Source organism: Flavobacterium cerinum, assembly GCF_004028155.1.
GTDB lineage: Bacteria > Bacteroidota > Bacteroidia > Flavobacteriales > Flavobacteriaceae > Flavobacterium > Flavobacterium cerinum.
In genome coordinates this window covers 161,550-185,677 of sequence record NZ_SBII01000009.1, presented here as the reverse complement: position 1 = coordinate 185,677, position 24,128 = coordinate 161,550, and the positions used below count along the sequence as shown (strand labels likewise).

9 protein-coding genes are annotated in these 24,128 nt (G+C 37.2%); all 9 read left to right on the top strand.

The genetic code is table 11. The features are described from left to right. The first annotated feature begins 8 nt into the window (after positions 1–8). Entirely contained in the window at positions 9–815 is an 807-nt protein-coding gene (locus tag EPI11_RS13215) for an outer membrane protein assembly factor BamD (protein WP_128390455.1), read from the top strand. A gap of 7 nt (positions 816–822) precedes the next feature. Then, positions 823–1,140 carry a DNA-directed RNA polymerase subunit omega gene (locus tag EPI11_RS13210; protein ID WP_128390454.1) on the top strand — a complete coding sequence of 106 codons (318 nt, stop codon included), beginning with the start codon at positions 823–825 and terminating at the stop codon, positions 1,138–1,140. 9 nt (positions 1,141–1,149) lie between these two features. Next, positions 1,150–2,361, top strand: a complete 1,212-nt coding sequence (gene coaBC, locus EPI11_RS13205) for a bifunctional phosphopantothenoylcysteine decarboxylase/phosphopantothenate--cysteine ligase CoaBC (protein WP_128390453.1) — start codon at positions 1,150–1,152, stop codon at positions 2,359–2,361. After that, positions 2,354–3,241 carry a type IX secretion system protein PorD gene (gene porD / locus EPI11_RS13200; protein ID WP_128390452.1) on the top strand — a complete coding sequence of 296 codons (888 nt, stop codon included), beginning with the start codon at positions 2,354–2,356 and terminating at the stop codon, positions 3,239–3,241. The genes coaBC and porD overlap by 8 nt, the downstream gene beginning before the upstream one ends. A 160-nt stretch (positions 3,242–3,401) precedes the next feature. Then, positions 3,402–5,054, top strand: a complete 1,653-nt coding sequence (gene recN, locus EPI11_RS13195) for a DNA repair protein RecN (RefSeq protein ID WP_128390451.1) — start codon at positions 3,402–3,404, stop codon at positions 5,052–5,054. Positions 5,055–5,125: 71 nt separating this feature from the next. Continuing rightward, positions 5,126–6,316 carry an enoyl-ACP reductase FabV gene (fabV, locus tag EPI11_RS13190; RefSeq protein ID WP_128390450.1) on the top strand — a complete coding sequence of 397 codons (1,191 nt, stop codon included), beginning with the start codon at positions 5,126–5,128 and terminating at the stop codon, positions 6,314–6,316. A gap of 355 nt (positions 6,317–6,671) precedes the next feature. Then, positions 6,672–10,796 (top strand): Ig-like domain-containing protein, encoded by a 4,125-nt coding sequence (locus tag EPI11_RS13185; RefSeq protein ID WP_164879171.1) that lies wholly within the window; start codon positions 6,672–6,674, stop codon positions 10,794–10,796. A gap of 295 nt (positions 10,797–11,091) precedes the next feature. Further along, positions 11,092–14,673: an Ig-like domain-containing protein gene (locus EPI11_RS13180; RefSeq protein ID WP_128390448.1), complete on the top strand. Its 3,582-nt coding sequence runs from the start codon at positions 11,092–11,094 to the stop codon at positions 14,671–14,673. Positions 14,674–15,025: 352 nt separating this feature from the next. Further along, entirely contained in the window at positions 15,026–24,055 is a 9,030-nt protein-coding gene (locus EPI11_RS13175) for an Ig-like domain-containing protein (protein ID WP_128390447.1), read from the top strand. Positions 24,056–24,128 lie beyond the last annotated feature (73 nt).

The window sequence follows — 24,128 nt, the reverse complement described above, 5'->3', positions numbered from 1 at the left end:
CAACAAATATGAGAAGATACTTATATATACTTTTTTTTGCATTAGCTCTTACATCGTGTAGTGAATACCAGCAAGCTCTTAAAAATGATGACATTGCCAAAAAATATACAGTAGCCGAAAAAATGTATGACAAAGGCAAATATACTAAGGCTATTAGGCTTTTTGAACAAATTGCACCATCATACCGAGGTAAACCACAGGCAGAAAAATTGTTTTACATGTATTCTCAGTCTTATTATAAAACAGAGCAGTACTATACGGCAGGTTATCAGTTTGATAGCTTTACAGCAAATTATCCAACAAGCACAAAAGTAGAAGAGGCTGCTTTTTTAAGTGCTAAAAGTTACTATATGTTATCTCCAAGTTATTCGCTTGATCAGGTAGATACATACAAAGCACTGGATAAATTACAGCTGTTTATCGATAATTACCCTAATTCTCAGTACATGCCGGAGGCAAATACGCTGGTAAAAGAACTTAGGGAGAAACTGGAAAAAAAGGCATATAGTATTGCAAAGCAGTACAATGATATATCTGAATATAATAATGATCATACTGCTGCAATAAAGGCGCTTGATAATTTTATTTTAGATTTTCCGGGTACAATATACAAAGAAGACGCATTATACTATAAATTAGATGCTTCATATAAATTGGCAATAAACAGTGTTGAATCAAAAATGTTTGACCGTTTACAAACGGCAAAAGCAAATTATAATGCACTGATTAAATTTAAAGCTGATAGTAAATACAAAGAGCAGGCAGATAAAATGCTTGCAAATATAGACACTGAACTACAAAAAATTTCTAAATAAACGAGTCATGGATTTAAAGAAAACAACTGCTCCCGTTAACACGATTACCTACAACAAGAGTACGATAGAAGAGCCGACAGGTAACGTTTACGAAGCAATTACCATTATCGCAAAAAGAGCAAACCAAATCAATACCGAAATTAAAAAGGAATTGATCGAGAAGCTTGAGGAGTTTGCTACTTACAACGATAGCCTTGAGGAAATTTTTGAGAACAAAGAACAAATAGAGGTTTCTAAATTTTATGAAAAACTTCCAAAGCCGCATGCTTTGGCAGTTCAGGAATGGCTTGACGAAAAAATTTCGTACAAGAGAGAATCTAAATAAATAAAAGAGATGACTGTTTTAAGCGGTAAGAAAATTTTACTCGGCATATCCGGGGGGATAGCCGCATATAAAACAGCCTCACTCGTAAGGCTTTTTATTAAAGCAGGCGCTCATGTCCAAGTGATAATGACGCCTGCTTCTAAAGACTTTGTTACCCCCCTCACTTTATCCACACTTTCTAAAAATCCTGTGCATTCTTCTTTTTATAATGAAGAAGATGAAAATGCAGTATGGAACAACCACGTGGACCTTGCCTTATGGGCAGACCTTTTTTTAATTGCACCCGCTACAGCCAATACACTTTCTAAAATGGTATCGGGCAATTCAGATAATTTACTTCTGGCAACCTATCTTTCCGCTAAATGTCCTGTGTATTTTGCTCCGGCAATGGATCTTGATATGTATAAGCATCCTTCTACATTAGCCAGTTTTAAAGCTTTGGCGTCTTATGGTAATATAATGATTCCGGCTGAAAGCGGTGAGCTTGCCAGCGGTCTTTCAGGAGAAGGAAGAATGGCGGAGCCTGAAAATATTATTGCTTTTTTAGAAGCTGATTTGGAAAGTAAATTACCACTTCGCGGGAAAAAAATACTGGTTACGGCTGGTCCTACATACGAACCGATAGACCCGGTGCGTTTTATAGGAAATCATTCTTCAGGAAAAATGGGTTTTGATATTGCTCTTGCTGCTGCTAACGAAGGAGCTGAGGTAATACTGGTCGCTGGACCAACACACTTAAAGCTGGGCCATCCGTCTGTTAAAGTGGTGAATGTAACGTCATCTGAAGAGATGTATAATGCATGTCATGAGTATTTTGATGGTGTAGATGCTGCAATTGCTGCAGCTGCAGTAGCAGATTACAGGCCTAAAATTGTTGCATCTCAAAAAATAAAGAAGAATGACAGTACTTTTTCATTAGAATTGGAAAAGACTAAAGATATATTGTTTTCACTGGGTCAGATTAAAAAACAGCAATTCCTTATTGGATTTGCGTTGGAGACTGAAAATGAAATTGAGAATGCTAAGCTGAAAATACAGAAAAAAAACTTAGATTTGATTGTTTTAAATTCATTGAATGATGAAGGTGCCGGTTTTGGTAAGCCTACAAATAAAGTAACTTTTATTGATAAGGACTTTAATCTGGAACCGTTAGAGCTTAAAACAAAAGAAGAAGTTGCAAAAGATATTATAAATAAAATAAAATCCCATTACAATGCATAAATGGCTAGGTTTGCTACTATTAGTTTTCTCCTTTTCAGCTAAAGGGCAGGAACTTAATTGTACTGTGAAGATAAGTTTTGAACGTATTACAGATGCTAATCCGCAAATATTTAAAACGCTCGAAAGATCGCTTAATGACTTTGTGAATAATACAAAATGGACTTCCAGGGATTTTGAAAGGAATGAACGTATAGATTGTTCTATGTTTATAAACATATCTGCATATTCTTCTAATGCGTTTACGGCAACGCTGCAGGTACAGTCGTCAAGACCGATTTTTAATTCAAGTTATTCATCACCTGTTCTTAACTTTAATGATAAGGATTTTAATTTTAGATATACTGAGGGAGAAAATTTATATTACAATCCTAACAGCTACGACTCTAATTTAATTGCAGTAATTGCTTTTTATGCTAATGTAATTATAGGTTTAGATGCTGATTCTTTTCAAAAGAATGGAGGAACGACTTATTATCAGGCAGCCCAGAGTTTGGTTAGCCTTGCATCAGGAGGAGGAGCTAAAGGATGGAGCCAGCAGGATGGGGGAAATAACAACAGGTATTTTTTAATTACTGATCTTATGTCTAATACATATGCTCCGTTTAGAGAATCACTGTTTGAGTATCATTATGGTGCTCTTGATAAAATGTCAGACAACCAAAAGGAAGGTAAAGAAAAAGCAGTTGTAGCATTGAAAACATTGGCTAAGGTACAGAATGTGCGTCCAAATGCTCTTTTAACCAGAATGTTTTTTGATGCAAAAACTGATGAAATAGTAGCTATGTTTTCTGGAGGGCCAATGATGGCTAATGCAGATTTAATTGAACTGCTAAATAGGGTTTCTCCATTAAATTCTTCTAAGTGGAATAACATAAAGTAACTTACAACTATAGTATAATAATGCCTGCAGTTTCTTTAAAGAACTGCAGGTTTTTAATTTTATAATATATTTGATTTTAGTCTATTGTATAGCATTTTTCTTCTTTTAATTAGCGGTTAAATAGTATATTTGTTATGCTATTATACATGCACAATTTGATATGCTGCAAACATTACATATAAAAAACTTTGCTCTGATAGAGCACCTGCATATTGATTTTTCTAACAGGTTGTCCATTATAACGGGCGAAACCGGTGCAGGAAAATCGATTCTTTTAGGAGCACTAGGATTGATACTGGGAAACCGTGCCGATCTTACTTCGCTAAAGGATAAAGAACAAAAATGCGTTGTTGAGGCCTATTTTAAAATAGCCGATTACAACCTGCAGGAATTCTTTTCACAAAACGACCTCGATTATGAGGATGTAACGATTATCAGAAGGGAAATTCTTCCTTCTGGAAAATCACGTGCTTTTGTAAATGATAGTCCGGTAAATCTTCAGGAACTTCAGGAATTAGGAACTTACCTTATAGATATCCATTCGCAGCAGCAAACCCGTGAACTATCTGATGAGCAGTATCAAATGCAGATACTGGATGCCGTTGCAGGAAATAGCGATACTGTTGCTGTTTATAAAAAGCAGTTGACAGGATACAAAGCAATTCAGTTACAGTTAAAAAAACTTCAGGAACAAAAAGAAGCACTTACAAAAGAGCAGGACTATAATTCATTTCTATTACAGGAATTATTATCTGCAAATTTAAAAGCGGGTGAACAGCAGGAACTTGAAAGCGAACTTGAAAAGCTTAGTAATGTAGAGTTTATAAAAGAATCATTAGGCAGGGCATTGTCCATAGCTAATGATGAACAGATAGGTGCTGTGCAAAACCTTAAGGAAATAAAAGCAGCGCTGCAAAAGGTAAGTGGTATATCTTCTGAATATGCCGGTTTTTTCGAACGTATTTCAAGTCTGCTTATAGAGTTTGATGATATTACTGATGAACTGTCTCACGACTTCGAAAAACTTATAAACGATCCGGAACAGTTAGAACTGATAAACCATAAATTACAGCTTATATACAGTCTTCAGAAAAAACATCAGGCAGCTACTGTAGAAGAGCTGCTGGTTATTCAGGAAGCATTAGATAACAAAGTAGTAATGGCTGACGAACTGGAAGCCTCTATAGAAAAACTAACTGTCGAGATTGAAACTGTAAAAACGGCTATTGATAAAACTGCAGTATTACTATTTGATAAAAGACAAAAAGCCATACCTGTGCTTACCGATAAAATTACAGTTATTTTGGCACAGCTGGGGATGCCAAATGCACGATTTAATTTTGAAGTAAAAGCAACAGATAATTACCACAATAATGGTAAAGACGAGATGAGTTTGTTATTCTCTGCTAATAAGGGAACCGACTTTGGTTTGCTTAAAAAAGTAGCTTCAGGAGGAGAGATGTCCAGGATAATGCTTGCTGTAAAAGCAGTATTGGCTGAATATTCTAAACTGCCTACCATTATTTTTGATGAGATCGACACAGGTGTCTCTGGGGAAATTGCTCATAAGATGGGTGATATTATGAAAGTGATGAGCCGTGGTATGCAGGTATTGGCTATTACACACCTGCCGCAAATAGCTGCAAAAGGCGATCAGCACTATAAAGTATTTAAAACCACACAAGGCGAAAATACGGTATCGGAACTTAAATTACTCTATAAAGAAGAGAGAGTGAGGGAGATAGCAGAAATGCTGTCGGGTAAGGATATATCCGATTCGGCTCTTAAACATGCCGAAGCATTGCTTAACTAAAAAAACAATTTATATTTGTGGGTAATTACAATTATTACCCTGTTTATTGATAAAGATATAATTTCAGCGATATGATCATAGAACCTAGAATGAGAGGATTTATCTGCCTTACTGCACATCCTGCAGGAGCAGAACAAAATGTAAAAAACCAGATTGAATATGTAAAATCTAAAGGCCACATTGAAGGCGCTAAAAAAGTGCTGGTTATTGGAGCATCAACCGGTTTTGGTTTGTCTTCAAGAATTACAAGTGCTTTTGGAAGCGATGCGGCTACTATAGGCGTTTTCTTTGAAAAGCCACCTATGGAAGGTAAAACAGCATCACCAGGCTGGTACAATACAGCAGCATTTGAAAAAGAAGCTCAGGCAGCAGGTTTATATGCAAAAAGTATCAATGGCGATGCTTTCTCTGACGAAATAAAAAAACAAACACTTGATCTTATAAAAGAAGACCTGGGGCAGGTTGATCTTGTAGTTTACAGCCTGGCATCTCCGGTAAGGGTACATCCTAAAACAGGAGTAACACACAGATCGGTATTGAAGCCAATTGGTGATACTTTTTCAAATAAAACTGTAGATTTCCATACAGGAAAAGTATCTGAAGTTTCTATTGAGCCAAGTAAGGAAGATGATATAGAAAATACTATCACTGTTATGGGGGGCGAAGACTGGGCAATGTGGATAGATGCTTTAAAAGCAGAAAACCTTCTTGCTCCGGGTGCTACTACAGTCGCTTATTCTTATATTGGGCCATCACTTACAGAGGCAGTTTATAGAAAAGGTACTATTGGTCGTGCTAAAGACCATTTAGAAGCTACAGCTTTTGAAATTACTGACAGTCTTAAAGATATTAACGGTAAGGCTTATGTATCTGTAAACAAAGCATTGGTTACTCAGGCGAGTTCTGCAATTCCTGTTATTCCTTTATATATATCATTACTATATAAGGTTATGAAAGCAGAAGGTGTTCATGAAGGTACAATTGAGCAGATTCAGCGCTTATATCAACAACGATTATTTACTGGAAACGAAGTGCCTACAGATGAAAAAGGCAGGATTAGAGTTGATGATTGGGAAATGCGCGAAGATATCCAAAATAAAGTAGCTGCATTATGGGATCAGGCAACAACTGAGAATTTAGCAGAAATTGGAGATCTTGAAGGTTATAGAAAAGATTTTTATAACTTGTTTGGTTTTGATTATGAAAACGTCGATTATAAAGCCGAAGCTAATGAGCTTGTAAATATTCCAAGCATTAAATAATTTCTGACATATAACATAAAAAATAGCCCCATTTGGGGCTATTTTTTATGTTATATGTAAAATGTAATTAAGAATATACATAATGTAATTTGAATATTTATCACTATTAAATTATGTAATCATCAAAATAATCATTGATAATGATTTTTAATGCATAAAAATCATTAAAATATAACAAATTCAGTTTTTTCAATAAAAATATAACTCGTAATGCTTATTGGTGTATTCGTATATTAAATTTCTATAATTTTATGTTCTATTAATTTATCAACAATATTTTATGAAAAAAACTATTCTTTTTAAAGTTTTTATCAATAAAGTGGAGTTCAATAGACAAGTTAATTTTGTCTGTTGTATGCTCTTTTTATTGATTGGACAAATGACATTTGCACAAGGTTATGTCACCTTGGGAACACAGGTGAGTAAAAGTGGAAATTATAGCTCGAGTCCTGTTAGTGGATATTACACAAGCCGACGTATTCAGGTAGTTTATACTGCCGCTGAATTGATCGCACAAGGTGGAACTGCAGGAAATATCCAGCGATTGGCTTGGGATGTATCTGATTTATATGAAGAAGCATTACCAAATTACACCATAAAAATGGCTCATATTACAACACCAGACATTCCTACATCTGATTTTGTTACAGGTGCCACAGTTGTAAAAAATGCATTTAGTTATACGCCTGCTTTAGGTTTTAATGATATTACATTTGATGCTCCTTTTAACTGGAATGGTACTAGTAATGTACTTGTTGAAATTTGTTTTAGTGATGCACCATTTCTGGATTCTGACCTGCATGGACAAGCGTGGAATTATGCAGGTGTAACAAATAACTACCGTCATAGACAAGAGGATGGTGTTGACTCCTGTGAAAATCTTACTGCTGGAGATACTTCAGCTTTAAAGCCAAGAGTGAGATTCTATATGCAGCAGGCGTCATGTTTGCCTCCAGGAATTTTAACCGTTCCTACAGTTGGCGAAAATACAGCAACAATTAATTGGGGAGCATCAGCAAGTACTCCTGCTAATGGATATTCTTATTATAGAAGCACGAGCGGTACACCGCCAACAGCCGGAGCAACACCAACCGGATCTGTTTTGGCAGGTGTTACAACAGTAAATCTTACAGGTTTAGCTGCAAGCACTTCATATTATGTTTGGGTAAAAGCAAATTGTGGTCCTGGCTCATCTAGTTCATGGATAGGTCCTGTATTATTTGCAACACTTTGTGATGCTTATGATATAACTGCTACTACAGCAGGTACAAGATGTGGTCCGGGAACTGTAACGTTAGGAGCTACGGCAAGTGGAGGTACTATAAAATGGTATTCAGCTGCTACAGGTGGGCTTGCATTAGGATCTGGTAATTCTTTTGTAACACCTTCTATCAGTACTAATACTACGTATTATGCAAGTGCCGAAGTAATGGCCGGATCTGGTCTTATTGGTACAGGTACAACTTTTACTGTACAAGGTAATAATGAACCAACTGCATTTTGTAACCGTTATGCAAATTACAGGGCTCAAATGGTGTATACGGCAGCAGAATTAACTGCAGCTGGTTTAACTGCAGGTTTTTTAACATCTCTTAAGTTTAATGTTGCAACATTAGGTGATGCTGCTTTTAATGATGATTATACTGTTAGAATAGCATCAACAACTGGTAGCACTTTTGCTGATACAAACTTTTTAACAACTGGTTTTACAACCGTGTTTGGTCCTCAAACCTATACACATACAGCAACCGGATGGCAAACAATTAACTTTACAACTCCATATGCATGGAATGGTACATCTAACATTGTTATAGAAATTAGTCATAAAGGGGCTAATGGCACAAATAATGCTAGTACTAACTATACTACTACCGCAGATACAGTTCTTTTTGATCTAAATACTACTACTACTGCTGGAACACTTTCGGCTTTAAGACCAAATATTGTGTTTGGTAGCTGTGCTTCAGTAAGAACTGCTGTTCTTGCAACGGTTGGAGCATCTCCGGTATTAACTTTAAGTACGGCATCGGCTGCAATTTGTGTAGGGCAGACTTCTACAGCTGTTACTATAACTGCAGGTGCTACGGATTATGATACTTATGTTTGGACTCCTTCTACAGGTGTATCTGGAAATGCTGTTACAGGATGGACATTTAACCCGTCAGCAACTACTACTTATACATTAAATGCTTCTAAGTCAACTGGTACAATGTGCGCAGCTACACCGGTTACTGTAAAAATTACAGTTAATCTTTTACCTTCTACAATTACAGTTCCTGCAACTGCATCTGCATGTGCAGAGACTATATTGCCTATAACGGCTAATGGAGGTACTGTGCAAAGTGAAGCGGTTACAGGTTTAGGTACAACATTAACAGGAGACACTGAGCAACCAACGGCTTTTTGTAACCGTTGGCCAAATTACTGGAACCAAATAATCTATACAGCTCAGGAACTAACAGCTGCAGGATTAACGGCAGGTAACATAACCTCATTATCTTTTAACATTACCAGCTTAGGTAGTGGAGCAACAAATGATAATTATACTATTAAATTAGGTGCGACTAATGCTGTAAGTTTTGCTGATAGCAACTTTTTATCTACCACCGGCTTTTCAACAGTTTATGGGCCAACAACTTATACACATACAGAGAGTGGATGGCAACTTATTACTTTTACTGCACCTTATGTATGGGATGGAGTTTCAAACATAGTAGTAAATATCACACATGATGGAGCTGATAGTACATATAATACACAAACTTACTATACAGAAACAGCTGATAATACGCTGCTTTATACGTATTCATATGATAGTTCTACAACAACTTCAGGGTCATTATCAAAAAAGAGGCTGAATGTTAAATTCCAGTCTTCTCAGCCAACAACTATTGCATGGTCGCCTGTAACCAATTTGTATACAAATGCAACAGCGACAACTCCATATGTAGCAGGTACAAATGCAAAAACAGTATACTTTAAGTCTTCAACAGCAGCTCCTGCTGTAACATACACTATCACAGGAACTTCAAGTGCTAGTTGTGTGCGTACAGCTACGGTAGCGGTAACTGTAAGCAGTACTGTTGCACCAACTGTACCGGCTCCGGTACAGGAATTTTGTAATGCAGGAACTGTTGCTAATCTTAATGCTACAGGAACGGCTTTAAAATGGTATGCTGCAACTACAGGAGGAACAGCTTTAGCTGCTACAACACCTCTTGTTGATGATGCGGTTTATTATGTATCACAAACACTTGATGGATGTGAAAGTCCAAGAACAGCAGTTACAGTTAATATCAATGTAACTCCAGTACCAACTGTACCTGCTCCGATACAGGATTTGTGTAATGCAGGAACTGTTGCTAATCTTAATGCTACAGGAACGGCTTTAAAATGGTATGCTGCTGCTACTGGCGGAACTGCTTTAGCTGCTACAACACCTCTTGTTGATGATACAATTTATTATGTGTCACAAACATTGGGTGGATGTGAAAGTTTAAGAACAGCTCTTACAGCTAATATAAACGTAACTCCTGCTCCTACAGGATTAGCAGCACAAACGTTTTGTGGAGCTGGTACTGTAGCAGATCTTGTTGTTACAGGTGATTCAATTGTTTGGCATGATGCTGCAGCTGGAGGAAATCTTGTAGCTGCTGCTACAGCACTTGTAAACGGTACAACATATTATGCTTCACAAAGTATTGGAGGTTGCGAAGGTTTAACAAGACTTGCTGTTCAGGTAGCAATAACAACAGTTACAGTTGAAGATATAGAAGATGTAGATGCATGTTCTCAATACATTTTACCTGCTTTAAGTAATGGTGCTTACCATACAGCAGCAGCAGGAGCTGGAACGGTTATTACAGCTGGAACGGCTATTACACAAACCTCAACAATTTACATTTTCGCTTCGGCAGGTACAAACCCTGTTTGTACAGCGGAGAGCTCGTTTGTAGTTACAATAACAAATGTACCGGCTCCTACAGGAGACGCTACGCAGACTATTAATGCAGACGTTGCTGCTAATGCTACAATTGAAGATATAGTAATTGATCTTGAAGATGGTGGAACTGTTACCTGGTATGCGACACAAGAGGATGCTGCTAATGGAGAAAATCCTTTATCAGCTAATACGCAACTTGTAAACGGAGAGAATTATTTCGCTACACAGACTATTGGAGAATGTACAAGTACTGAAATATTTGTAGTAGTTATAGATGTTGTACTTGGAAGAGAAATCTTCAATAAAGATGCGTTTAATTATCATCCTAACCCTGTAAAAGATGTACTTAATCTTTCTTACTCAACAGAGATAACTTCTATCACAGTATTTAATTTACTAGGTCAGAAGGTTATTTCTCAACAGCCAAATGCTGCAGATGTTAAGGTTGATATGTCATCACTTGCAGATGGAGCGTATGTTGTTAATGTTGCTTCTGGAAATACTGTAAAAACAATTAAGATTATTAAAAGACAATAATTGTAATACATAATATATTGGCGTTAACGCGTCTTATTTAAATATAAAGCCCCATCCAGTATGGGGCTTTTTTTATGGAATAAATTAATCCCTTTCAAAAATCGGATTATTGTATCAATATTTTTTTATGGTTTTACTGTCGATTGCTGTAATAGAAGAAGGTTTTTTGTAGTGTAATACTATAAAAGGAAGGTGTGGGGTACTTATAATATAAAAATAATAGGAGAGAAGTTGTAGCTATATTTTTACAATTAAATTTTATAATTTTATTAACTTTTATAATTAAAATTATTTCATGAAAAAAACTATGGTTTTAAGTCCTTTTCCTGTGAAAAGAAAAAGCATAAAGCATTTGAATACTGCTTTATGCTTTTTCTTTTTAGCATTGGGACAGATAGTGTCTGCACAAGATTATGTTACGCTTGGTGCACAAATTCAAGACAGCGGTAATGAAAATAGCAGTCCGGTAAATGGATTTTATGCAGGGCGTAAAATTCAAATTATCTATTCGGCTGCGGAGCTGCTTGCCGGAGGTGCTGCTGCAGGAAATATTCAACGATTAGCCTGGGATATTATAGCAGCAAATGATGCCGAAGAGGGATTCCCAAACTATACTATAAAAATGGGACATACTACGGTAACTGGTATTTCTGGATCTAATTTCATTACATATCTTACACAGGTAAAAGCACCTTTTGATTATATGCCGGCTACAGGCTTTAATGATATTATATTTGATAGTCCTTTTAACTGGAACGGTATCGATAATGTGGTGATAGATATTTGTTTTGACAATATGTATTTTTCAGATAGCGATACCTTTGGAAAACTGTGGAATTATAATGGCGTAGCAAATAGTTATATTCATTCTGAATCGGATGATATTGTTTTATGTAATACTCCCCATGCCGATGGATCTCTGGCTAAAAAGCCCAGAGTTAGATTTTTTATGCAGAAACCATCCTGCGTAGCACCAACAACTTTTTCTACTTCAGTAATTACTGAAAATTCTGTAGTAATTAACTGGGGAGCATCCTCAAGTAATCCTGCAAATGGATATTCTTATTATAAAAGTGATAGTAGTGTAGCCCCCTTAGTAAATACAAGTCCTACAGGAACTGTAACAGCTGGTAATAGCTTTACGAATATTTCTGGACTTAATCCAAACACAGTATATTATGTATGGATAAAATCAAACTGTTCTACAGGAACATTTAGCAATTGGAATGGTCCAATTGTCTTTAGGACATTATGTGATTCTAATGACATAGTTTCCACCATAGAAGGTGCAAGATGTGGTGCAGGAAATGTGACTTTAGAAGCAGTGTCAAATGGAGGCACAATAAAATGGTATGATACGCCTACTGGCGGTGTAGCTTTGGCAGCGGGTAATAGTTTTATAACACCTGAAATTAATACAAATACTACTTATTATGCAGCTGCCGAAGCAATGGCAGGTTCTGGGATTATTGGTACAGCAACAACATTAATTGCCGCACAGGAGTTACAACCAACGGCTTTTTGTAATCGCTGGTCAAATTATAAAGCTCAAATAATATATACTGCAGGAGAGCTAATTGAGGCAGGCCTTACACAAGGAAATTTAACATCCATAGGTTTCAATATTGCAACATTGGGCAGCAGTGCAGTAAATCAAGATTATATCGTAAAAATGGGTACAGTTACAGGAGTTTCCTTTGCAACTACTACTTTCTTAACCACAGGTTTAACCACTGTGTTTGGTCCTCAAACATACACTCATACAGCAAGCGGATGGCAGATTATCAATTTCACTACACCATACTTTTGGGATGGATCTTCAAATATTGTTGTAGAAATTAGTCATAAAGGGGTAGGAAGCGATGATAATGCCCGAACTTATTATACAGAAACAACAGGTAGTAATACAGCTCTTGTTAATAACGGAATTACAAGTAAACTATCATCACTAAGGCCAAATATTGTTTTTGGCAGCTGCTCGTCGCCAAGGGTTCCTGTATTGGCAGCTTTAAGTGTATCACCTGTGTTATCCTTAAGTGCTTCAAATGTCATTGTTTGCGCGAATGAAGCAGCTGTGGTTACAGTGGCCGAAGGTGCAGATGATTATGATACTTATGTATGGACTCCTTCAGAAGGCGTGTCAGGAAATGCCGCTTCAGGATGGGTATTTGATACAGATGTAACAACTGAATATGTGCTTCATGCATCACAATCTACAGGAACACTGTGTTCAGCAAACCCATTAACAGTAAATATTGTTGTTCACTCATTACCAACAGCGATAATTACGACTCCCGAAATCAGTGTTTGTCCGGGGAGTATACAAGTCATGACCGCTGAAGGAGGTGTAGTTGCTAAACAATTATTTAAGGATACTTTTGATATTGCTTCGACACAATTTATCACACAAGATTTTGCAGGAACATCAAGTGCAGCCCTAAATACTTCGTACGCTTTTCAGGGAACAGGATCTGTATTGTTTAAAGCAACATCAAATAATGCAGATGTATGCTATAGTATGAATACAAACATTAATCTTTCAGGATATACTGTTGCACAATTAACATTTTCACATATTGCGGCTTTAGATGGTCCGGTTAAATCTCATGATTTGGGTTATGTACAGTATTCTTCTGATGGAGGAACAACCTGGGTTACATTTCCTGCATCAAGCTATGCAGGAGAGGGAGATTTAGTAACAATCCAAGGGGAAAATGTAGCTGTAAATGGTGTGATTTTTTCCTCAAAAAGTTATGCAGACTGGGCCCTTAAATTTATAGGGGATAATTCATTACCAGACGATCCGTCACTTTGGAAGACAGAAACAATAAACATTCCGGTAGCTGCCTTAACAAATGATTTTAGAGTCCGTTTTAAATATACTTCAGATTTCTCATCATTATTTTATGGCTGGCTGATTGATAACTTAAAAGTAACTGGTATTGGGAATAATCTGGTATGGTCTCCGGTTACAGACTTATATAGTGATGAAGCTGCAACAATACCTTATACAGGAGAGCCATCAGAAACCGTTTATGTTAAGTCTGATATCTCAAGGTCTTATATAGTTACAAGTTCTTCATCTGTAGTAGGGTGTGCAGTAACAGCAGGGATAGATGTTATAGTAAAAGAAGTTGCGGCGCCAACTGTTCCTGCAGCTGTTCAGGTTTTTTGTAATTCCGGCACTATAGCAGAATTAATTACTGATTATGGAACAGATATAAAATGGTATGCTAGTGCTGCAGGAGGAATAGTTTTAGCATCTACAACAATTTTAGAAGACAATGTTATTTATTATGCCTCACAAACAATAGATAATTGTGAGGGCGTTTTAAGAACACCTCTTACTGTACATATAAATGAGCTGCCACCAGCTCCAAAAGGCGAAATTATACAAACCATTACTTTAAATGGAGACAGTGTGGCTACAATAGAAGATATAGAAGTTATCCTTGAAGAAAGAGGAACAGTAGTTTGGTATAATACCCTTAATAATGCTGTGAATAATGAGGATCCTCTTGAAGCGTATACACAGTTAATAGATGGTGAAAATTACTTTGGTGTACAGGTGATAGAAGCGTGTGTAAGTGAAGAAGTTTTAAATGTAACTGTAGGTATTATTATGGGAAGAGATCAGTTTAATAAAGATCAGTTTACATACTATCCAAACCCGGTTAATAATGTTCTTAATCTTTCTTCAATTACCGAAATAACTTCTGTTGGTATATTTAATTTGTTAGGACAGCAAATTAGCTTTGATCAGCCTAATGCATTAGAAGTAAAAGTTGATATGACATCATGTATTGAAGGCATATATCTAATTAAGATAGGTGCGGCCAATAACACTGTAAAAACAATTAAGATTGTAAAAAAATAATATGACCTAATGTTAGGGTTACAAAACCTTTCACTATTAAGCCACCATTTATGGTGGCTTTTTTTATTGGTGTTTTTTTGTTAAAAGCAAAATATTGCTCTGGTTATTTAATTTTTAATTAGGTAATCTACATTATTTAACAGAAAAATAAAGGTAATGAATTGTTGCTTTAACATATTTTTCCATTAAAAAAGGTGTTTTTTATAGAAAAAATAAAATTTATTGCATTAAAGTTAATTAAATATAACATATACGGTTTTTTGTATAAAAATATCACGTCTATAGACTATTGTCTTATTTGCATATATAAATTTTATATTTTTATTAACTTTTAATTAATTAATAATATTTTATGAAAAAAATTACATTTTTAATTGCATTTCTGCTCTCCCTAATAACGGGAGCATATGCACAAACAGTGTTAATTGATCCTGCAGGAGGAGGAGGGTTTGCCAATGGCGCTACCTTTGCTGCTAATGGATGGACTGTAGCAAATTCAGCAAACAATCCCTGGTATGTGGGGCCTGTTGCTGCTTCAGGAGTAATGACTGGAAATGTTGCGTATATTTCCAGTGCTGTAAACGGTGCAACTTACACCTATAGCAATTCTTCTCCGGCTACAAACTTCTTTTGGAGGGATGTAACAGTTCCTGCAGGAGAAACAAAAATCACACTTAGTTTTAACTGGGGAAGCCAGGGAGAAACAGATTGGGATATGTGGCAGGTGTTTTTTGCACCTGTTACAGTAAACCCTGTCGCTTCTGCAACTCACCCTGGAGTTGCATCTACTAATGGTGTACCTGCAGGAATTGCTGGTGCAACTTACATTGGTAACGGATCTCCTCAAACAGGAGTGCAGTCAGTAACTTACAGCTTACCTGCTTCATTAGCAGGAACAACATTCAGGATTATTTTTTCGTGGAAAAGCGATGATAGCGTTGGAACACCACCACCTGCGGCTATAGATAATATATCATTAGTATCACGTATTCCGGGTAACTATATTTCTATTGCTTCAGGAAACTGGGATTCACCATCTACATGGAACTTAAATTCAGTTCCTGATAGTGGAGATGCTAGTGTAACTATAACGGCTGGACATACTGTTACAGTAAATGCAGCCGGACAATCTAGTCCAAACACTATAGTAAATGGAACATTAGCTTATGGTACTGCACCTGGTTCATTTATAATAGGCGGTAATTTAACCGTAGCATCAGGAGGATTAGTTAATGTATTTAATGGAACTACAGGTAAAACATTAACTGTAGGAGGTAATATTATTAATAATGGATCTATAGATGTTTCTGTAGGTACAACTACAGCAGGTAGCCTTATTTTTAATGGTTCAGCTGTTCAGACATTAAGTGGAACAGGATCTTTTGTTAATAACACAATAAGAAATCTTACTTTTTCGAACACAAGTACTGTTATACCAAACATTAATTGGCAAATGAACAATTTAAGTGTTGATTATAACCTTAATATTTCTAATGCTAAAATTAACTTAGGAACAAACAAGTTTACATATGGTACAAGCCTTACCTCAGCAGGTAATACTTTTACGATTACTAATGGAGGTTTTATGGGTACTGGAAAATTTGCAAGATGGTGGGGTAACACCACAACAGGTTATGTTACTTCGGGACCAACTTCTTTACCAACTGCACCTGAAGGAAGATATCCTTTTTATGCTGCAGATGGTCAGCAGAGAGTTTTTTTTCTAGGAAGAACTACTCCAACAGTTGGAGGTATATATGCTGTGTCATATAACGATGCAACGACTGTAACAACAGGGCTTTCAATTGTTGATGGCGCATATACTGTTACAAACAGATGGAATGGTAATTTTGTTGTAACTACTGAGGCTACATCTCCCGTAGCTGCATCAAACTGGGTTACAATTTTCGCACCAAATGCTTATGTAACTGCTTATGGAAACAGTAGAATTTTAGGTCAGAGTGCCGTAGTAAGTGGTACGCATGTAAACACTTCATCTGTACCATCAGCTCAAAGAAGCGGTGTTCTAACTGCTGATGTTACTGCTGCAACAGGTTTATATATGGGCTTTGATACTGAGGATACTCCTTATGTTTCTATAGTAAACGGTGACTGGAACAATGCTGCAACTTGGAATAGAGGAGCTGTGCCTTTATGTACAAGTACTGTTGTCATTGCAGCCGGAACAAATGTTACAGTAAATTCTGCAGCTAATGTTGTGAAAAATATGTCTATTCTTTTAGATGGTACATTAACAGTTGCCTCTGGCGACCTTACAGTTGGTTGTACATTAAAAAACAATAGTTTTGTAAATAACGGGACACTTACCGTAACAGGAGGGACACTTAATGTTAATGGTAGCATGCAGCATAATGCCGGAGCTACATTTAATCAAAGTGGTGGTGATATTAATGTTGATGGAAACGATGCAGGTGCTGCTGCAACTTCGGTTGCTTCAGGTGTATCAATTGTTCAGATCAATACACCATTGTTAAACTGGACAGGCGGTATGTTAACTATCGTCGATCCTCATGCTAATTCAACTGCATCAAATTCGTTTACATATACTAACTCGTCAACCCACGTAAATATTACAGCTGGGCATACAATACGTTTTGGTAATGGTGTATCAACAGATGCAGGTGGAAATGCAGCTAATGGTTTCCGTGTATCTACATTCCCTGGTTCAAACAGGATATCGTTTAACAACTTTGTTGTTAATGGAGGTACAGGTACAAATCGTTATGTTACATCGACTCATGCTTTTGGTATAAACGGTAACATGACAATAAACGCTAATAGTGAATATAGAGATAATGGTGTTGCTGTTAATATTACAGGTAATCTTGTAAATAATGGAACATATGTAGCAACAGGAACCTTGTCTTTTAGTACTTTTTTAAATGGTACCGCAGGAGCATCTACATTAGCACAAACAGTTACAGGAACAGGTATATTTGTTAATGCAGCTACAGCTGCTACGGCTAATATTGCTTCTTTATCAGTAAATAACAGCAATCCGGCAGGTGTTACTTTTGCAGGAGCATCGAATATTGCAACTCAACCGGCAAATTCAGTTTCAGTTAGTGGAACATTAACATTTGTTTCTGGTAAAATAAGTACTGTGGGTAATGCATCGTTTATATTAGGAGTTTCTACTACAACATTAGGAACGCTATCGTATACTGCAGGTGGATTTGCTTCAGGTGTTACTTTTGGAAGATGGTTTACAGCTACCGGAACAGGTAGCCCAATAGCAGCTGGTACTGACGCTTCAGCTACTACATCAAGATATCCTTTTGTAAACTCACTTAATCAAGACAGATCTACATTTGTAGAAAGAAATACGCCAGTTGCAGCAGCAGGTGTATTAGGTGTTACCTATAATAACATTGCAGGAACAACTGCAATAAATGTAACAGATACCAGTTCAACCCCTAACTTCGTGGTTGATACTAAAGCCAATGATACATGGACAGTTTCTGCGATTAGCGGTACGCCAACTGCAGCTACATCATTTGAATTACAATTGCTTGCTCCAGGTATCTTTGGAGGTGTAACTGTAACTCCAACAGCAAGGATTATTCAGGGAGCGTCTTTAGTAGGTACTTATCAGGCGGGAACTATTACTCCAGGAGCACAAAGAGTACTTACTGCGACTGAGCTGCTTGCTGGTCCTTTCAGTATGGCTACTGCGGCTGTTGATGTTCCTTTTGCTTCTGTAGCAAACGGTGACTGGAACAGTCCTGCTACCTGGAATAAAAATGCAGTACCTGCATGTACAGATCTGGTTAACATTACTTCAGGAACAACTGTTACAGTTAATACAGTTGGTGCTGTTTCTAAAAATACAACGATCGCTACTGGCGGTACTTTAACAGTTGCCTCTGGCGACCTTACTGTAGGATGTACATTAAAAAACAATAGTTTAGTAAATAATGGTACACTTACCGTTACAGGAGGTACACTTACTGTTAATGGTAATATGCTTCATAATGCTACTGCTGCATTTAATCAAAGTGGAGGTGACATCAATGTTGATGGAAGTGATATAGGTGTTCCTGCAACTTCAGTTGCTTCAGGTACAGCTATTGTTCAGATTAATACACCATTGTTAAACTGGACAGGAGGTACACTTACAATTGTTGACCCACATGCTAATGCTACAGCAACTAACTCGTTTGCATATAACTCGTCAACCAATGTTAATATTACATCAGGCCATACAATACGTTTTGGAGATGGTGTATCAACAGATGTAGGAGGAAATGCTACAAATGGTTTCCGTATAAACACATTTGCAGGTGCTGGAAGAATATCATTCAATAACTTAATTGTTAATGGAGGAATAGGTACAAACCGTTATGTTACAACAGCAAGTACTTTTGGTGTAAATGCTAATATGACTGTAAATGCTAATAGTGAATATAGAGATAACGCTGTATCTACTTATGTTACAGGTAATCTTCAAAATAATGGAACATATGTAGGAACAGGAACTTTGGTATTTGGTACTTATTTAGGAGGTACTGCTGCAGCATCTACTCTTGCACAAACAGTTTCTGGAACAGGAACATTTGCTAATTCGGCTTCAACGCCTACTGCAAATTTAGTTTCTATGACACTAAACAATACTAATGTTGCGGGTGTAACATTAAATGTACCATTATCTCTTAGCGGTACTTTAACACTTACAGCAGGTAAATTAAACACAACTACAGCTAATTTACTTACTTTAGGTACAGCTGCAGCTGCAGGAACATTATCAGGCGGTAGTGCTACTGCATATGTTACAGGTCCTATAGCAAGAACTATAGCTAATACAAATACAAGCTATATTTTATTCCCTGTAGGAAAAGCAGCTTATGCTCCTATTTTATTATCTCCGGCTACAACAGCTGTTTCGGTAATGAAAGCAGAAGCGTTTGATACAAATGCAGGAACTCAGGATGCATCAATAATCAACTTAGCAGCTAATAGAAGATGGGAAGCACCATTAGTATCTGGAACTATGACTGCATTAAATGTAAGATTAGCAGATGCTGTTTTCACAAATGAAAACATACCGGTAATGGCTCCGGCTGCTGACGGTATATATACAGGTTTATTTGGTAGTACTTCAACATTTGTTGCGGGAACACCAAATACCATACAGTCTAATACTGCTGTAACAGCTGCAAACTATACAGGATTTATTTCTTATGCGAAATCTAACCTTTGTGCTGGTACACCTGTTCCTGGCAATACTATAGCTTCAACTAATGCTATTTGTGCAGGGGCATCAGTAACTTTATCAGTACAAAATGCTACTCTTGGTTCAGGAGTAACATATCAATGGCAAAGTTCTCCGGATAATGTAACATATACTGATATAGCATTAGCTACATCAGCAACTTATGTTACTACACCTTTAGCTTCATTATATTATCAGCTAAAAGTAACTTGTGCGTCAGGACCTGCTACAGGCACATCTACACCGGTTCAGATTACTTTTTCTAATAATGTTCTAACTTCAACTCCGGGAGTAAGATGTGGTGCAGGAACTGTATCTTTAGCAGCTACAGGAAGTGCAGGAACAACAGTAAAATGGTATACTGCAGTAACAGGAGGTTCTTCAATTGCTTCAGGCTCACCTTTTGTAACCCCATCAATTAATGCTACTACAACTTATTATGCAGCAGCAGAATCTACTGGTGGCGCACCTGTTCCAGGTGGAAGAATAACTCCGGACGGAACATGGGGTGGTTCAACTTTCACCGATTGGGGTATTGTATTTAGTGCTTTACAGAATGTCACTCTTAATTCTGTAGATATTTATTCTACAACAGATGGTACGGTTACTGTAAAAGTTACTAACGCAGCAGGTACTGAATTGTTCTCTACAGGAACTATCAACGTTACTGCCGGAGGAACTACTACACCTACTGTTGTACCTCTTAATTTTAATGTAAATGCAGGTACAGGTTATAAAATATTAGTTAAATCATATAGTGGAGTAAGCCTTGTTAGAGGAAGTACTGATCTTGCTTTTCCTTACACAAATAGTAACATAAGTGTTACTTCAAGTGAATGGGGTGGTACAACTACAGGAACTTACTATTATTTTTATAATTTAAAAACAAGTGCCGGATGTTCTTCAGCAAGAGTACCGGTAGTTGCAACAGTTAATACGCCACCGGCTATTACACTAAGTGCGGCTCCAGCGGCTGTTTGCTCTGGACAAACTACAACAGCTGTAACAATTGTTACAGGTGCGTCTGATTATGATACATACGTTTGGACACCATCTACAGGTGTTTCTGGAAATTCAACAACAGGATGGACATTTAATCCTGCTGCATCTACAGTATATTCATTACAGGCAAGCAGTACTACAGGAACAATGTGTGTTGCTATCCCTGTAACAGTTAATATCGCTATTAATCCATTGCCAAGTGCAATAGTAACTGCTCCTACAGTGGCTGTTTGTGAAGGTACTGCTCAGGCTTTAGTAGCTACAGGAGGTTTAAATCCTACACCAGTGGGACAAGAGACTTTTGATGTCTTGTCTACACAGTTTACAACAGCTAGTGTTACAGGAACGGCTAGTGCAGCATTGAACACTACTTATTTCTCGCAAGGAACAGGATCTGTGTTATTTACGCCAACAGGTAACAGTTCTGATGTAAGCTATAGTTCAAATGCAAATATTGATCTTACGACATATGGAGGTGCACAATTAACATTCTCTCATATTGCGGCTATAGAAGGAAGTGCAACTTCTTGGGATTTAGGATATGTTCAGTATTCTTCTGATGGTGGAACTACATGGGTAACATTCCCTGCATCTAGTTATGCTGGTTCTGGTACTTTAATAACTACTCAGGGAACAACCAATCCTGTTGATGGTGTGATTTTTTCAACGAAGAGTTATCCTGACTGGATTACCCAGTTTACAGGAGCTACATCGTTACCAAATTCAACATCACTGTGGAAAACCGAAACAATTAATATTCCTGCAGCGGCTTTAACGAATCAGTTTAGAGTACGTTTCAGATATACTGCAGAGGTTTCTACACTTTATTATGGTTGGTTAATTGATAATTTAAAAATAACCGGTCTAAAAAGTAATCTTGTTTGGTCTCCAGTGACTAATTTATATACAGATGCAGCTGCTACTGTTCCTTATACAGGACAATCGTTAGGAACTGTATTTGTTAAGCCAACTGCAGCGGCATCATATACTGTAACGTCTTCATCTCCGGCAGGATGTTCAGTAACTGCTCCGGTAGCTGTTACAATAAATGTAGTAGCAGCTCCAACTGTTCCGGCTCCAACACAGGATATTTGTAATGGAGGTACTGTTGCAAATCTTGTTGCTACAGGAACGGGTATAAAATGGTATGCTGCTTCTACAGGCGGTACAGCTTTAGTGGCTACAACAGCTCTTGTTAACGGAACTATTTACTATGCATCACAAACGGTGGGCGGATGTGAAAGTGCAGGAAGGGTAGCTCGTACAGTAAATATTACTGTAGTGAATGCTCCTACAGTTCCTGCTCCAATACAGGAATTCTGTAACTCAGGTACTGTTGCAAATCTTATTGCTACAGGAACAGGTATAAAATGGTATGCAGCTGCTACAGGCGGTACTGCTTTATTACCTACGGTAGCTCTTGTAGATGATGCTGTTTATTATGCATCACAAACAGTAGGAACATGCGAAAGTGCTACTAGAATTGCACTTACAGCAAACATTAATTTAGCTCCTACTCCTACAGTTCCTGCTCCAATGCAGCAGTTTTGTAGTGCAAGCACAATTGCAGATCTTATTGCTACAGGGACAGGTATAAAATGGTATACAGCTGCTACCGGTGGTACAGCTTTATTAGCTACAACTGCTCTTGTAGATGATACTACTTATTATGCAGAATCTACAGCAGGTACATGTGTTAGCCCTGCAAGGACTGCGCTTATAGTTAATATCACTTTAGTAAATGCGCCAACTGTTGCTGCTCCAACACAGAATTTCTGTAGTGCAGCTACTGTTGCAGATCTTACTGCTACAGGTACTGCTATAAAATGGTATGCAGCTGCTACAGGTGGAACAGCTTTAGCTACTACTACACAACTTGTTAACGGTACAACTTACTATGCATCTCAAACTATAGATACATGTGAAAGTACTGCTAGAACAGCGCTTACAGCAAATGTTAGTATTGTTCCTGCACCAACGGTTCCTGCACTTGTTCAGCAGATATGTAATTCGGGTGCTGTAGGTGAACTTATCACTGATTCAGGAATAAATATTAAATGGTATGCAGCTGCTACAGGTGGAACAGCTTTAGAGTCTTCAGCATCGCTTATAGATGATACGATCTATTATGCTTCACAAACTATAGGTACATGTGAAAGTGCTGCCAGAACTGCTCTTACAGTAAACATAAATGTAATTCCTGCTCCTACAGGTAATGCTACACAAGCATTTTGTAGTGCAAGTACAGTAGGTAATCTTACTGTTACTGGAAATGCAATTGTATGGTATGACGAAGCAATTGGTGGAAATATTGTGGCTGTGACTACTCCTATAGTTAGTGGTACTACCTACTATGCTTCTCAGAATATTGATGGATGTGAAGGTATAACAAGACTTGCTGTTCAGGGTATGATTACTCCTGCAATAGTTGATGATCTTGCTGATGTAAGCGAATGTTCTCAATACACGCTGCCTGTTTTAACAAACGGTTCTTATTTTACAGGACCAAACGGAACAGGTACACCGCTTAACGCAGGTGGAGTTATTACACAAACAACAACACTTTATGTGTTTACTTCAGTAGGTACAAACCCTGTTTGTACAGCCGAAAGTTCATTTGTTGTAACGATAGCTAATGTACCAGCACCACAAGGAGCAGCTACACAAACTATCAGCGTTACTACACCTGGAGAGGCTACAATTGCGGATATCGTAGTTACTCTTGATGCAGGAGGAACAATTACATGGTATGCTACTGAAGAAGATGCTTCTAACGGTACAAATCCTTTACCGGCTACTACAGAGCTTGTAGATGGAGAAGACTATTTTGCAACTCAAACCATAGGTACATGTACAAGTATATTAACTCTTAAAGTTACTATAGATGTTGTACTGGGAAGAGATACTTTCAATAAAGATATATTTACATATTACCCTAACCCGGTAAAAGATATACTTAATCTTTCTTATACTTCGGATATGACTTCTATTGCAGTATTCAATTTATTGGGCCAGCAGGTTATATCTCAACAGCCAAATGCTGGTGAAGTTAAAATTGATATGTCATCACTTGCTGATGGTGCTTATATCGTTAATGTAACTTCAGGAAGTACTATTAAAACAATTAAAGTCATTAAAAAACAATAGTTGTACTAAACCGGTAGTATTAATACCGGTTTAAATTTAAAGCCACCAATTTTTGGTGGCTTTTTTTATTATA

Coding starts and splice junctions, on each gene's coding strand:
- fabV (WP_128390450.1), top strand. CDS start 5,126: ATGATCATAGAACCTAGAATGAGAGGATTTATCTGCCTTACTGCACAT.
- EPI11_RS13210 (WP_128390454.1), top strand. CDS start 823: ATGGATTTAAAGAAAACAACTGCTCCCGTTAACACGATTACCTACAAC.
- porD (WP_128390452.1), top strand. CDS start 2,354: ATGCATAAATGGCTAGGTTTGCTACTATTAGTTTTCTCCTTTTCAGCT.
- EPI11_RS13215 (WP_128390455.1), top strand. CDS start 9: ATGAGAAGATACTTATATATACTTTTTTTTGCATTAGCTCTTACATCG.
- recN (WP_128390451.1), top strand. CDS start 3,402: ATGCTGCAAACATTACATATAAAAAACTTTGCTCTGATAGAGCACCTG.
- EPI11_RS13185 (WP_164879171.1), top strand. CDS start 6,672: ATGCTCTTTTTATTGATTGGACAAATGACATTTGCACAAGGTTATGTC.
- EPI11_RS13180 (WP_128390448.1), top strand. CDS start 11,092: ATGAAAAAAACTATGGTTTTAAGTCCTTTTCCTGTGAAAAGAAAAAGC.
- coaBC (WP_128390453.1), top strand. CDS start 1,150: ATGACTGTTTTAAGCGGTAAGAAAATTTTACTCGGCATATCCGGGGGG.
- EPI11_RS13175 (WP_128390447.1), top strand. CDS start 15,026: ATGAAAAAAATTACATTTTTAATTGCATTTCTGCTCTCCCTAATAACG.